This window comes from Olsenella sp. AGMB03486 (assembly GCF_040884255.1).
Lineage (GTDB): Bacteria > Actinomycetota > Coriobacteriia > Coriobacteriales > Atopobiaceae > Olsenella_L > Olsenella_L kribbiana.
Genome location: NZ_JBEVTM010000033.1, coordinates 1 through 13,652 on the forward strand (window position 1 = coordinate 1; position 13,652 = coordinate 13,652).

Genomic DNA, 13,652 nt, shown 5'->3' on the forward strand with positions numbered 1-13,652 from the left:
TGAAGCCGCGTTTGCCTCAGCCTGCTGATACGGCTCTTTTGGCATCTGTACAGGGCTTGCCATGGTGGATCTTGCCTGCATGCCCTGACCAGGTGCCTTCCTCATATTCTTCTGCCATCGCATGAAGAAGGCCGTCTGCGAGCTCTGTCCCGTTGCACGCAGTCCCCCAGCAGGCCTTCTTCTCCGTCTCCGGGCTGCCCGGCTGTTTTGCTGATGCCATGTCGGGCATGGATTCTCCTTGTCTTCAGCAATCATTCTGGCTCTTGGTTCGGACTCCAGCCGGAGAAATGGGCCGATGTGGCCTCGTGGCCGGACCATTGCCAGCAGTGCCCAGTAATGGAAACTGTGCACAGGCCAGGATGGCAGGCGCCATGGCATGGTATAAAAGAGACAGAAGGGCCGGCTGGTCCTTCTGTCTTCTTCAGGCTGTATCTATACTTCAAACGAAACAGGCAGCTATGGGTCTCGATGGGGAAACGCACGCAATGAGAATGCCTAGATCTTTCGGCAGGAGCACGGGCGATGCCGGCAAGACCGGGTCGCTTCCGCGTCTTCGGGTACACGAGACGAGAAACACCAGCCAGGCCAGCTGGCGTCCTGCTGTCTTTGTCGGTCCGAACTCGCGTGGCGTGAGGCTCTCAGGCGACGGCGATGCGTTCAGGAAAGTCGGCAATGACCGGCTGCATAGGCGTACCTCTCGCAGCGCTGCATATGCTGCCCCGGCCCAGGCACCTGTCCAGACAACGCAGGCAGCAGATCCTCAGAATCTCACGGTCCAGGAGCGCCAGGAAGCACGCAGGCGCAGAAGAGAGGGCATCTCTTCTCCTGCTGCAGATGCGGAGCGCGGCCGTGGCTCCGACAAGCCGATGAGCATCCTCGGCTCCCACAAGGGCCTCGTGATCCTTGCGGTCATAGCTGCTGTCATCCTTTCCCTCTATGGTCCCATCCGCAGCTGGTATGTGGCTCAGAGGAGGACCCAGGACCTCCAGGCACAGTATGCGCAGCTGAACTCTGCCAACTCGGTCCTCCAGGGCGAGGTGAGCTCGCTCCAGACGCAGGAAGGCATCGAGGACGAGGCCAGAAAGCATGGCTACGTCGAAGAGGGCGAGACGCCGGTCACGATCACGGGCGAAGGCTCCGAAGTGGCCGAGGACTCTTCCGATGGCTCTGATTCCACCTCGGATACGATCTCTGGCACGAGCACAGCGACGGCCGATACAGACGACCTCACGAAGTTCCTGGATGGGTTTTTCCAGTACAAGTTCGAGGAGTAGGCATGGCGAGGATTGCAGTCATCGATATCGGCACGATCACGGCTCGTCTTGCGGTCTCCGAAAAGGAGCAGGGGAGCGCGCTCACCCAGCTCAAGAAGATCTCGACGATCTGCAACATGGGCGAAGGCACGGCAGAGACAGGAAGGCTCTCCTCTGCCGCTATCGAGCGTGTGCTCGCCTGCGTCAGCGGCTATGTGGATGAAGCCCGTGCCATGGGAGCATCTGCCTGCGCCTGCACGCTCACGAGCGCCGCGCGCGATGCCGAAAACTCATCGGAGCTTCTGGAGCCTCTGGCCAAGCTCGGCCTTGTTCCTTCTGTCATTCCGGGCACGACTGAAGGCTCTCTGGCCCTTCTGGGCGTCGTCCAGGACTTTCCGGACGAAGAGGTGCTTGTCGCAGATTCTGGCGGCGGCTCGACGGAGCTGAGCCAGGGAAAGTTGGCAGATGGACGCCTGCATGTCGACCATGTGCGCTCGGTCAATGTGGGCGCACGCCGCCTCACGGACCTCTTCCTGAAGAAGCAGGACCCGCCTGCGGCAGCTGATATCGAGGCGGCACGTGCCTTCTGCGATGGCCCCTTCGAGGAGGCGGTAGCAGAGCTTGATGAGCTTCCTGAGGCAGCTACCCGTCTCGTGCTTGTCGGAGGCACGGCGACCTCGCTTGTCGCAATGGATGCAGAGCTCGACCCTTACGATTCTGCCTACGTGCATCTGCACGAGCTCGAGCGCACGACAGCCGAGCGCCTGGCTGCACGGCTCGCGAGCCTCACGGTCGAGGAGAGGGCACATATGAAGGGCCTTCAGGCCAAGCGGGCGCCTGTCATCCTCGGCGGCACCCTTGCCATCTCTGAGGCCATGAAGTGCACCGGGTTCGACGTGGCGACCGTAAGCGAGCACGACCTCCTCTCGGGCCTCTCGCTTGCCACGGCAGCAGCCTGGCTCGGCGAGGAAGCGCCGCTTCCCTGGACGCCGGCGCTCTCGACGCTCTGATCTTGTCTTCAATGCGCTACTCTTGAAGGACGCTTGGGGGCGTGGCGAAATTGGCAGACGCAGCAGACTTAAAATCTGCCGCCGCAAGGCTTGCGGGTTCGAGCCCCGCCGCCCCTACCAGAGCTATCTTGGCCGGAACATAGCGCTCCGGCCTTTTTCGTAGTGCGACGCACTTCCAGCAGGGCATCGTCCCTCGCAGAGATATTGCGGACTTTGCCGTTGGCAGATGATGGACTTCTCCTGTGCACTATGATGGGCTACGCTCAGTTGTCCATAACCTGTCCTGTCTTCTAGTTGTCCTTCGGGAAAGCAGGGCCCACGAGGAAGTGTCCACCCATGGCAGAGATAGCAGAGAAGCGTGCACAGAGGAGCTTTCCGGTGCCGCAGCTTGTTGCGCGTGAGGCCGAGAAGACGCCTGGCGCAGATGCTGCCCCTTGTCCAGAGGCAGCAGTCCCTCTGAGGGAGGCAGGCACAGGGCAGCTCCTGCACGAGCTGCTGGCAAAGCTGCTGCGTGGCCGCATCATCTCAGGCGAGTGGCCGGCAGGTTCGAGAATCATGAGCGAGCATGCCCTGATGGAGCGCTACGGCGTCTCCCGCGGCACCGTCCGCCGTGCCATTGGCATGCTTGTGGATGAAGGCCTCCTGGTCCAGCGCAAGGGCAAGGGGACGTTCGTGACCCGCTCCGGCGTGGCACATCCGGGAGGCGCGCGTCCGCTCTCCTTTGCCCATGCCCTGAAGGAGCAGGGGCTTGCCTTCAAGACCCAGGTGCTCGCAAAGGAAGTGCTGCCGGCACCTGCCGAGGTCGCACAGGAGCTGGGACTCGAGGCAGGAGAGCCTGTCCTCTTCATGCGCCGGGTCCGCACGGTCGAAGGCCGAGCCATCGTCTGCCAGGAATCATGGGAGAACCTTGGTGCCTGCCCGGGGCTGGCTGACTCCGACTTCACGAAGGAGTCGCTCTTCGACGCCGTCGAGCGCTGCTCGGGCCATGAGATCGCCCTCTCGAACATGAGGAGCTCGGCGACCTGCGCTGGCAAGGAGCATGGAGGATACTTGGCGCTTCCTGCCGAGGCGCCGGTGCTTCTGCTCGAGCAGACGATCAGCCTCGACAACCATGTCCCGATCGAGTGGAGCCTGACCTGGCTGCGCTCAGACCAGAGCCTCATGGGTGTGGCGCTGCAGGATGAGATGAAGCGTCCTCAAGTCCCTGCGGTCTCTCCGCGCGATGCAGAGATGCTTCCGAAGCAGGAGCGCCGCCGTCTCGACCTTCTTGCCTGCGATATCCGCGAGGGCGTCATCAAGACAGCTGAGCGCTATCCGGACATGCCCTTCCATATCGGAGGCGCGTTCTCGTCGGCAGAGATCTACGCCGTCCTCTTTGGTGCCGTCCTGCATACCGGCAAGGACGGCACGCCCTGGGAGGAGCGCGACCGCTTCGTGCTCTCGAAGGCACATGCTGCTGTCGGCCTTTACCCGGCACTCCTCAAGGCTGGCCTCATCTCTCAGGAAGATATGGACAAAGGGCTCTTCGGGCCGGATGCGGTGCTCTTCAAGCACCCCAAGCGCGACCCCGCGCGTGGCCTCGAGACCTCGGGAGGGTCTCTCGGCATGGGCCTCGGCTATGCGGCAGGCCTGGCGCTGGCGTTGAGACGCAAGAAGCTCTCCTCGCGCGTCTTCTGCCTCGTGGGCGACGGCGAGTGCAATGAGGGAAGCACGTGGGAGGCAGCGGCCTTTGCCGGCCACAACCGTCTTTCCCAGCTCACGGTGATAGTCGATGCGAATGGCATGCAGCTCGACGGACCGACCGCAGAGATCCTCGATACAGCGCCTCTTGCGCAGAAATTTGCTGCCTTCGGGTTCGAGACCGTGGAGGTGGACGGCCACGATGTCGGTGCGCTCTGGCAGGTGCTCTCGTCTGTCCACGATGCTCCCCGTGCCATCATTGCCCACACCGTGAAGGGCAAGGGCCTCTCATTCGCGGCAGGCGTGGCGGCATGGCATGACCATGGGCTCGACAGAGAGCTCTGGGATGAGGCTGAAGTGGAGCTTGCAGCAGCGAGGGAGGCAGCAGCCCATGAGTGAGATGCGTCATATGGATGCCGGAGAGGCACGTGCGCTCGATGCAAAGGATTCCAAGGAGGTCTTCGGCGAGACGATGGCACGGCTCGCAGATGCCTATCCGCTGCTCTCCGTCGTTGTCTCCGACTATGGTCGGAGGCTTTCGCTCGACGATCTCAAGGTACGTCATCCCGATGCCTTCGTGCAGTGCGGCATCGCAGAGCAGAACCAGATTGAGGTGGCCGCAGCCCTTGCAAACGAGGGAGGCCCTGTCTTTGCTGTCTCCTACGCGCCCTTCATCACGGCACGCGTGCTCGACCAGATCCGTGTGAACCTCGGCATGATGGAAAGCCCCGTGATCCTGGTGGGCCTGGGAGCGGGCTACGCCGTAGGGGAGCTCGGTGCGAGCCATATGGGGCTCGAGGACATTGCAGACATGCGTGCGATTCCGAACCTCACGGTCGTATCTCCGAGGGACAACGCCGAGCTGACACTTGCCCTGGAGGAGCTTGCAGCGCACCCGAGGCCGGCCTATGTGCGCATAACAACGGGCACGTTCCTGGAGCCCACAGATGCCGGTGTGGACTTCAGGATCGGCACAGGCACGCTTCTGGCAGGTCCAGAAGATGCCGAGGTCGTGCTCATAGCGACAGGAAGCCTCTGCGCTGCGGCAGCAGACGCACAGGAGACGCTCGCCACGCAGGGCATCTCCTGCGCTCTAGCCGAGCTTGCGACGATAAAGCCGCTCGACACAGCATTTCTGGACCAGTTCCTGGGCGCCCATCTCTGGGTCTCTATCGAGGAGCATACGCGCATCGGCGGCTTTGGCAGCGCCTTGGCAGAATATCTGGCGCCTCTGGCCAAGAGGCCGCCGCTAGTCCCAGTCGCGGCTCCTGACACCTATCTCGAGGCAGATACGCAGGCACATCTGAGGAAGCGCGCAGGGCTCACGTCTGAGGCAATCGCCGAGACCGTGCTCCAGCGTCTCGGGAAATAGCGTGGCACAGAAAAAGCGCCCTGCCTTCCGGCAGAGCGCTTCCCTCATTCCATGGTGCCCCCAACGAGACTCGAACTCGTGTCGCCGCCTTGAAAGGGCGATGTCCTAACCGCTAGACGATGGGGACGGCAGGAGCTGATTATACCAGAGGGCACGCGGGCGTACACGCTGCTTTCTGCAAAATCGGGACTCCACGCATTTCCCACGACGGAAAATCCACCTAGGCGCCCCAGTCGAGGCCTTCCGCATCGCAGAACTTCATCGCGTCCTGGACAAGCCAGCTCTGGTCTTCGCACCAGTTGATGAAATCGGGCGTATCGGCCACGATCGGGTCTGCCTCATGCACGGCGAGCATGGCTTCCTCGAAGCTGTTCGGGGCATAGGCAGGCCTGTCAGGGATGCAGAGCTCGACGAAGACCGGGCGAAGCAGGGCATAGGAGCCGCCGTGCACAAGACGCATGTAGCCCTTGAGGGCACGGGTGGCTGCCGGCATGCGGTTGAGCTTGAAGAGCAGAAGCACACGGGCAAGGTGCCACCATGCGTTGCCATGGTGTCCGGCCTCGGCCTCGAGCTCGTTGAAGGCAGGCTCGTCCTCGAGGCGGGCGTAGGCCAGGGCCAGGCTCGAGCGGATGCCCAGGGCGTCCGTCGGTGCCACATCGAGCGCCTCGCGGCCAAGAGAGGCTGCCATGCGGTAGTGGGCGGTATCGACGCAGGTCCTCACGGTGGCAGCACGCAGGCGCAGGCGCGGCCTCAGATAGACATCGTCCCAGAGATCCGTCTCCTTTGTGCCGAGCTCCTGGAGCTTGCCTGAGCGCTTCTCCTCGGTCCCCTCTAAGCGCAGAAGCGCATCGAGGAGCGCTTCGGGATCGAGGTCGCGGGCAAGGGTCTCGATAAGCGCAGCATCGAGGCAGGAGGGATCTTCTCCCTGTGCCTGCTGGGCAGCTGCTACAAGGGCAGAGAGGCGCTTCTTGCGCTCTGCCATGAACTCGTCGTCGCCTCGCAGGTCGTCGTCCTTCACGGAGTCGTTATAGCGGGCAAGGGCGCCTTTGAGGATATTCAGGGCCCTCTGGTCGTCGGTCTCTATGAAGTCGGAAAGGTTCTCGTGGACATCGCGCCTGAGCTCCTCGAAGCCTGCCGGCGTAAGGCCGCCAAGCTTGCGCGAGCGGGTGAGGGCGCACCTTTCCTCGAGCTCTTCTGTCGCATTCATCGGAGACCGCCCTTCCGGGCCTTGGCCCCGATATGGCGGGGACGGGTGCCCTCTGCCACAAGGCGCGGCACTTCCTGGGAGACCCAGGCGGAAAGCGTGCCCCGCTCTGCAGAGTCCCTGCCTTCCTGCAGAAGGATCGCTCCTTCAGAGACGGCGAGGATGAGCTCGTCTTCGCTTCCAGGCTCCACGGCAAGGCGGGCATAGACGCCGTCGGGAAGCTCGTGCTGGGCGACGAGGATATCGCCTGCCTCGGGATAGCTGGCGAGGATCTCGCGCAGGATGTCGCGGGAGCGGTCGAGGTCATGGGCGGAGAAGGCAAGCGAGAGCGCTGCCATGCGTGTCCAGGCGCTCTCGGCACGTCCTGCCTCTGCCATGCGGCGCTTCAATGCAGCAAAGCCTTCATCGTCTTCGAGCTTTGCGTAGGCGTAGGCAGCTGTATCGAGGACGCCTGCCTCGTCCTGAGGGTCGAGCGCAAGCGCACGGCCTGCGACCTCAAGGCAGAAGCGGTAGTGGCCGCAGACAAGCGCACGTCCTGCCTCGGCGGCAAGCCAGCGAAGGTACGGCGCATAGGCAAGATGCTGGGCAAGCTGCTGCTCCTCTTCGGGGGCGCCGTCGCGCACAAGGCGGGCGCGGGCACGGTCTGCCTCATCAAGCGCCTTCTGCTCGTTGTCTGCAAGATAGCGGAAGTAGCCTTCGTAGGAGGAGAGCTCGGCTGCCTCCATCATGCGGCTCGCATCGGTGCTGCCGGGGTCGAGTGTGAGCGCCTCGCTGAGCTCCTTCTGTGCTTTCTGGATGAGCGAGTTTGCAGCAGACTCTGCTGCAAAGGGGAGGCGGTAGTCGATAAGTATTGCGGCCTCGGAGACAAGGTGGAAGGCGCGGTCGGTGTCCGTCTGGGGAAGGGTGTCCCTCCTGTGTGCGAAACGCTCGCCGAACGAGGCGAAGCGCCGGCTTGCGCTCTTTGCTTCGTCTGCCGACATGCTCTGGTAGAAGCGCAGGACCATGCGCTCATAGTCTTCCTGCTGCGGATCGAATGCCATATCCCTCCCTCCGTCAAGGTTTCCTGAATATATGGTACCCGTATGGTACCGGAGTTTGGGGAGGCGGGGGAGCGCCTGCCCCCTTGGTAGCCGTTTCGACACAGTTCAGGGTATTCATGAGGAAAGGCAATACGGGATGAATGGAGCCTGTATCTCGGTGAACGGTACTTTTCATGCCTAAAAATGGAGCGAATCTGGTCCAAATGTTACTTAAAGATGAACTGTCAGTTACGCGATGAATAAGCTCCGGATGTACATTTGATTGCAAAATTGTTGCACAAATGTATATAGACAGATAAATAATAGATATAGTGCATAAATATGCATCGCATTGCGAAATTCTGGAAGTGTGGAGGCAACAAGACGCTCACAGCACTGAAAACAGGCTTTTGAAATCAGTGTAATGTCCAGCGTCACCACACGTCGAAGTACGGGAACGGCCTGCTACGCGGCGTCCAAGCTAAGGAGGTAAGAAGACATGAACGGTATCACGATCATCTTAGTTAGCGCGGTGGTCCTCATTATTGGCTACCTCGGATATGGACGCTGGCTAGCGAATCAGTGGGGCGTCGACAAGAATGCTCTGACTCCTGCAGTGCGCATGGAGGACGGCAAGAACTTCTCGCCCGCTTCCCGCTTTACCGTTTTTGCCCATCAGTTCTCTTCCATCTGCGGCGCTGGCCCTGTCACGGGCACCATCGTCGCCATGGCATTCGGCTGGGTCCCAGTCATGCTTTGGGTCCTCGTCGGTGGCATCTTCTTTGGCGCTGTCCATGACTTCGGCGCTCTCTATGCTTCCATGAAGAACAACGGCAAGTCGCTTGCCCAGCTCATCGAGAAGTACATCGGCAAGACCGGCCGTCGCCTGTTCCTGCTCTTCAGCTGGCTCTTCTGCCTCATCGTCATCGCCGCCTTCACCTCCATGGTTGCAGGCACCTTCAAGATGACCGTGGCTGACGGCGGTGCTGTCGACTATGCCAAGTCCTACTACGGTGGTGCTGCTGGCACCATCTCCCTGCTCTTCACCTTCGTCGCCATCCTCTTCGGCTGGGCCTGCCGCAAGTTCGACCTCAAGGGCTGGAAGGAACTCGTCTGCGCCGTCGTGCTGCTCGTCCTCATGTTCGCTGTCGGCATGCAGCTTCCGCTCTACCTCGACGAGAACGGCTGGATCGCTGTGACCATGGCATACCTCGTGTTCGCAGCCGCCATGCCGATCCAGACCCTGAAGCAGCCGCGTGACTACCTCACCACCATCATGATGGTCGTCATGATCGTCGCAGCTGTCCTCGGCATCTTCGTCATGGGTGCCAACGGCCAGGGCGAGATGACCGCTCCTGCCTTCGTCGGCTTCACCAACGCTTCCGGCCAGTTCCTCTTCCCGGTCCTCTTCGTCTCCGTCGCCTGCGGCGCACTCTCCGGCTTCCACAGCCTCGTGTCCACCGGCACTTCCTCCAAGCAGGTCTCCAATGAGACCGACGCTCTCCCTGTCGGCTACGGCGCCATGGTCCTCGAGTCCTTCGTCGGCATGATTGCCATCGTGATTGCTGCCATCATGTATAAGGACATGAACACCGCAGGCGTCAACGGTGCTGCCGCTGCCACCCCGTTCCAGATCTTCGCTGCAGGCATCGCAAAGGGCATGACCATGTGCGGCCTGAACCAGACCGTCTCCACCGTGTTCATGACGATGTGCGTGAGCGCTCTTGCTCTTACCTCCCTTGATGCTGTCGCTCGTATTGCACGCCTCTCCTTCCAGGAGTTCTTCGCCAAGTCCAACGACGCTCTCGCTGTCGAGCGCGAGAAGGCCGGCGTCATGAAGGTTGTCGGCAACCCCTGGTTTGCAACCATCGTCACCCTGGTCTGCGGCCTGTCCCTTACCTTCGGCGGCTACCTCAACATCTGGCCGCTCTTCGGCGCTTCCAACCAGCTCCTCGGCGGCATGACGATGATCACGATCGCTGTGTTCTGCAAGGTCACTGGCCGCAAGGGCTGGATGCTCTATGTCCCCGTCGTCTTCCTGCTCTGCTGCACGTTCACCTCGCTCGTCCAGTCCATCATGGGCTGCACTGCCGCAATCGCCACGTATGGCCTGCTCGGCACGACCGCGAAGGGAGCTTCCGTGCTTCTGACCTCTGGTCTCCAGCTTGTGTTCGCAGTCCTGCTCGTCGTCCTCGGCGTCATCGTCTCCTACAACTGCCTCAAGGAGTTCTTCACCAAGAAGGCAGGCTCCATCCCCGACGAGGAGCCCGAGTGGAGCGAGCTTGGCCGCAAGCACTATGAAGAGGCCAAGAAGACCCCGGTCATGGATGCGAAGAAGCAGGTCACTGCCTAATCGTCTCCAGCAGATGAACGAGCTGATGCGCCTGTCCCTCACGGGATGGGCGCATTGCTTTATGCAGCAAGCGTATGCGGAAAACGTTTGACCCAATATGTCAAGTCACGTCGCCGAGCTATAGCATCCATTCGCGGATTAGATGAATAGATGTGAATATAACGGCTCTATCTGGATACGAACCTGAATTGGCAGAGCATTGGCAATCGGTTTCGGTGCATGTCCATGCAAGGGACGCCAGGGAAGGACGTCTACAGCATGTATCCGCTGCTCTGACTGGCAGCGGCAGACGAAAGGATGGATAGAATGGGTCGTTTTACCAATCCGCGTGATGTCTACTTCGGAGAGGGCGCTCGCCACGAGGTCAAGAACCTCAAGGGCAAGAAGGCAATCATCGTTTCCGGCGGCCACAGCATGCGCCGTGGCGGCTTCCTGCAGGATGTCCAGAAGGACCTCGAGGACGCTGGCTTCGAAGTGAAGCTGTTCGAGGGCGTCGAGTCCGATCCTTCCGTCGAGACCGTCGAGAAGGGCGCTGCTGCGATGCGCGAGTTCCAGCCTGACTGGATCGTCGCAATCGGTGGTGGCTCGCCTATCGACGCTGCAAAGGCCATGTGGGTCTTCTACGAGTATCCTGACGAGTCCTGGGATGAGATCATCAAGCCGTTCAACTTCCCGGAGCTTCGCCACAAGGCACACTTCTGCGCCATCTCCTCGACGTCCGGCACCGGCACCGAGGTCACCGCATTCTCCGTCATCACCAACTATCAGCAGGGCATCAAGTACCCGCTCGCTGACTTCAACATCACGCCGGATGTCGCAATTGTCGACCCTGAGCTCACCTACAGCATGCCTGCAAAGCTCTGCGCACACACCGGCATGGACGCTCTGACGCACTGCCTCGAGGCCTACGTCTCGACTGCAGCCTCCATGTTCACCGATGCCAACGCTCTCCACGGCATCCGTGAGATCACCGAGTGGCTGCCGAAGTCCTATACGGGCGACCATGAGGCTCGTGCCCATATGCATGAGGCACAGTGCATCGCCGGCATCGCCTTCTCCTCGGGCCTTCTCGGCATCGTCCACTCCATGGCACACAAGACCGGTGCTGCCTTCGAGGGTGGCCACATCATCCACGGCTGCGCAAACGCAATGTATCTCGGCAAGGCCATCGAGTGGAATGCACGCGACTCCCGCGCTAACGAGCGCTACGCCTACGTCGCAAAGGAGATCCTGCATCTCCCGGGCGAGACGAACGATCAGCTCGTCTCCAACCTTGTCCAGTACATCCGTGGCATGAACGACAAGCTGAACATCCCGCAGTCCATCAACAACTATGCTGTGGGCGGCATCAAGGCCGACGACAACAACCAGCCGGTCATGGTCTCCGAGAAGGAGTTCCTCGAGAAGCTCCCGAAGGTCGCTGCAAACGCCGCTCTCGACGCCTGCACGCCGGAGAACCCGCGTGAGACGAAGCCGGAGGACTTCGAGAAGATCCTGAAGTGCTGCTACTACGACGAGCCGGTCAACTTCTAGTACCGCTTGGCATAGAAAGCCAGAAGGGAGCCCCTCGGGGCTCCCTTTTTTCACGGCGAGAAACAGGGGCGCAGTTCACAGAGAAGCGCGCCCCTGGCTTTAATCGATGCTCTGAAGGCTGTTCCTGGCTCTTCCTTTAAGCCTTGGCATCCTCAGGATGCTTGGCATACCAGTCCCTCACAGCATCCTGGAAGAGATCTGCATCGAGAGGTGCCGGGATGAGCTTGCCGCACTCGTGCTGGACGCCTTCCGTGCCGCGTCCGAGGACGCAGATGACGGCAGGGCCATCTGCTGCAAAGCCAAGCTCTACAGCACGGGCGATGGCCGCCTCTCTGTCCGGGACAATCTCGCAGGGCACGCCTTCGGGCGTCGCTTCCACCATCGCGCGGCAGATGTCTTCCGGCTTCTCGTGGCCGGGGTCGTCCTTCGTGAAGATGAGGCGGTCTGCGAACTTGCCTGCGACTGCCGGAAGCTCGAAGCGCCTCTCCGTCGCCTTGTCGCCTGTGGCGCCGAAGACGGCAATCACGTGATGGTCAGGGAAATCCTTCACGACAGAGGGGAAGAACTTCTCGAACGCCATCTTGTTGTGGGCGAAGTCCACGATGCCCGTGACCTTGGCATTCGGTGTCTGGATGAGCTCCATGCGGCCTGGCACCTTCGTGCGGGCAAGGCCTTCTGCAATCTGCTCATAGGGCACATGGAGTTCGGTGGCGCAGGCAATGGTGCACAGGGCATTCTCCACATTGAAGGTGCCCGGCATCGTGAGCGTGATGGGGCCTGCCCACTCAGGCGTATGGCACGTGAAGGTGACAAAGCCACAGGCGCTCTCGATACCTTCTGCCCAGATATCTGCATCGGGCCTGTTGGCACCGAATGTCACGAGCTTCTGGCATGCGTGGGCACGCTCCAGGATCTCATCCACATGGTCGGAGTTCAGATTCACGACAGCGCACTTTGCCTGGGAGAAGATCTTGAGCTTGCTCTGGAAGTAATCATCCCAGTTCGGATGCTCGAGCGGGGAGATATGGTCCTCGCCGATGTTCAGAAATCCTGCGATATCGAGCTTGAGGCCGAGCACACGGTCGTACTTGAGCGCCTGGGAAGAGACCTCCATCACGGCGTAGCGGAGGCTCCTGTCCCGCATATGGGCCAGATAGCGCCAGAGGTCAGGAGATTCAGGCGTCGTGTTCACGGACTCCTGGGAGGTCACACCGTCATACGTCTCGATCGAGCCTATGAGGCCACAGGCAGAATAGGGATCGTTGCCCTCGAGGATGGCACGCAGCATATAGGTCGTCGTCGACTTGCCCTTCGTGCCGGTGATACCGATCGTGGCGAGGTCCTCGTCGGGGTTTCCGTACGCTGCCTTCGCTACCCATGCCATGGCCTCCCTCAGATTCGTCGCTATGAGGGCCGGGAAGTCCGGCATGAGGGAGGAGAGCTCATCTGCATGCGCCTCGTCTGCGAGGTAGCCGCAGGCACCTTTCTCCCGTGCGGAGACGAGGTAGGCGCTCTTGAAGGCGGCTCCTTTGCAGATGAAGAGGTGGTGGGGCTCGACGACTCTCGAGTCGCAGTCCGCTCCCGTCACGGCGATGTCTTGGGCATCCTGCCCAAGTGTCGTCGCGTCGGAAAGGAGGCCCTTCGTGGTGAGCAGCTGGGCCAGGTCTGCCAAGGTAAGAAGTGAGGTATTCATGGGTCAGAGTATACGCTGCGCAAGGCACAAATGACTCAGGCGTCGGCATGTGATAGAATTTCAGGACATTCTGGGCGATTGGCGCAGTGGCTAGCGCAGGTGCTTTACACGCACAAGGTCGGGGGTTCGAACCCCTCATCGCCCACCAGAAGAGATTGAAGGCCGGAGAGCTTGAAGCTTTCCGGCCTTGTTCATAAGAAGGTTCCAATTCTCATAATTGTGCGCTGGCGCCCGTAGCTAGATGTACAGAGAGATGGCGAAGCGGCTAGAAAAGCATCTGAGAATTCGTATCTCTGCAGTGCCCATCACTTGTCCGAGTAGTGTCCGCGGCACGAGATGATGCGCACGATGTCACCATCCACAGAGAAAACGAGCCGGTTCTGGGCATCGATGCGTGCGCTCACCAATGTGTGAAGATTGCCCTTGAAGAGCTCTGTCTTCCCGATACCTCTGCCACCCGTTCGGGCTATGTCTTTGAGGAGCGCGTTGATTCGTTTGAGGGTCTTCTTGTCCTGACTCTGCCAGTATTGATAGT

General features: G+C 60.8%; 10 protein-coding genes and 3 tRNA genes. 8 read left to right on the top strand and 5 right to left on the bottom strand.

Annotation, left to right across the window (positions count from 1 at the left end):
- Window positions 1-491: 491 nt before the first annotated feature.
- From ABVS03_RS10965 to ABVS03_RS10985, 5 genes are all read left to right on the top strand, one after another.
- On the top strand, window positions 492-1,274 hold the full coding sequence (locus tag ABVS03_RS10965) for a septum formation initiator family protein (RefSeq protein WP_330972555.1): 783 nt from the start codon (window positions 492-494) through the stop codon (window positions 1,272-1,274).
- Window positions 1,275-1,276: 2 nt separating this feature from the next.
- Entirely contained in the window at window positions 1,277-2,263 is a 987-nt protein-coding gene (locus ABVS03_RS10970; RefSeq protein ID WP_368019142.1) for a phosphatase, read from the top strand.
- 35 nt (window positions 2,264-2,298) lie between these two features.
- Window positions 2,299-2,383, top strand: a tRNA-Leu gene (locus tag ABVS03_RS10975).
- A 216-nt stretch (window positions 2,384-2,599) separates the two neighbouring features.
- Window positions 2,600-4,342: a UTRA domain-containing protein gene (locus ABVS03_RS10980; protein WP_368019143.1), complete on the top strand. Its 1,743-nt coding sequence runs from the start codon at window positions 2,600-2,602 to the stop codon at window positions 4,340-4,342.
- Complete coding sequence (locus ABVS03_RS10985; protein ID WP_368019144.1) at window positions 4,335-5,315, top strand: transketolase family protein; 981 nt, start codon at window positions 4,335-4,337, stop codon at window positions 5,313-5,315. The genes ABVS03_RS10980 and ABVS03_RS10985 overlap by 8 nt, the downstream gene beginning before the upstream one ends.
- Before the next feature lie 52 nt (window positions 5,316-5,367).
- On the opposite strand, the gene ABVS03_RS10990 is transcribed toward ABVS03_RS10985, so the two are convergent.
- From ABVS03_RS10990 to ABVS03_RS11000, 3 genes are all read right to left on the bottom strand, one after another.
- Window positions 5,368-5,442 (bottom strand) — tRNA-Glu (locus tag ABVS03_RS10990).
- Window positions 5,443-5,535: 93 nt separating this feature from the next.
- Window positions 5,536-6,522 carry a hypothetical protein gene (locus ABVS03_RS10995; RefSeq protein WP_368019145.1) on the bottom strand — a complete coding sequence of 329 codons (987 nt, stop codon included), beginning with the start codon at window positions 6,520-6,522 and terminating at the stop codon, window positions 5,536-5,538.
- On the bottom strand, window positions 6,519-7,559 hold the full coding sequence (locus ABVS03_RS11000; protein ID WP_368019146.1) for a response regulator receiver protein: 1,041 nt from the start codon (window positions 7,557-7,559) through the stop codon (window positions 6,519-6,521). The genes ABVS03_RS10995 and ABVS03_RS11000 overlap by 4 nt, the downstream gene beginning before the upstream one ends.
- 478 nt (window positions 7,560-8,037) lie before the next feature.
- Between ABVS03_RS11000 and ABVS03_RS11005 the strand changes: the two genes are divergently transcribed.
- Together ABVS03_RS11005 and ABVS03_RS11010 are read left to right on the top strand one after the other, a co-directional pair.
- On the top strand, window positions 8,038-9,891 hold the full coding sequence (locus ABVS03_RS11005; RefSeq protein ID WP_330972345.1) for a carbon starvation protein A: 1,854 nt from the start codon (window positions 8,038-8,040) through the stop codon (window positions 9,889-9,891).
- Between the two features lie 306 nt (window positions 9,892-10,197).
- On the top strand, window positions 10,198-11,424 hold the full coding sequence (locus tag ABVS03_RS11010; protein ID WP_330972344.1) for an iron-containing alcohol dehydrogenase: 1,227 nt from the start codon (window positions 10,198-10,200) through the stop codon (window positions 11,422-11,424).
- Between the two features lie 136 nt (window positions 11,425-11,560).
- Here ABVS03_RS11010 and ABVS03_RS11015 read toward each other — a convergent pair whose 3' ends face one another.
- A complete protein-coding gene (locus tag ABVS03_RS11015) occupies window positions 11,561-13,117 on the bottom strand; it encodes a Mur ligase family protein (protein ID WP_368019147.1) in 1,557 nt (518 codons plus the stop codon).
- A gap of 72 nt (window positions 13,118-13,189) precedes the next feature.
- Here ABVS03_RS11015 and ABVS03_RS11020 point away from each other — a divergent pair.
- A tRNA-Val gene (locus tag ABVS03_RS11020) sits at window positions 13,190-13,265 on the top strand.
- Window positions 13,266-13,422: 157 nt separating this feature from the next.
- Here ABVS03_RS11020 and ABVS03_RS11025 read toward each other — a convergent pair.
- Window positions 13,423-13,652: Txe/YoeB family addiction module toxin (locus ABVS03_RS11025; protein ID WP_368019148.1), on the bottom strand; the 230-nt coding region annotated here is incomplete at its 5' end.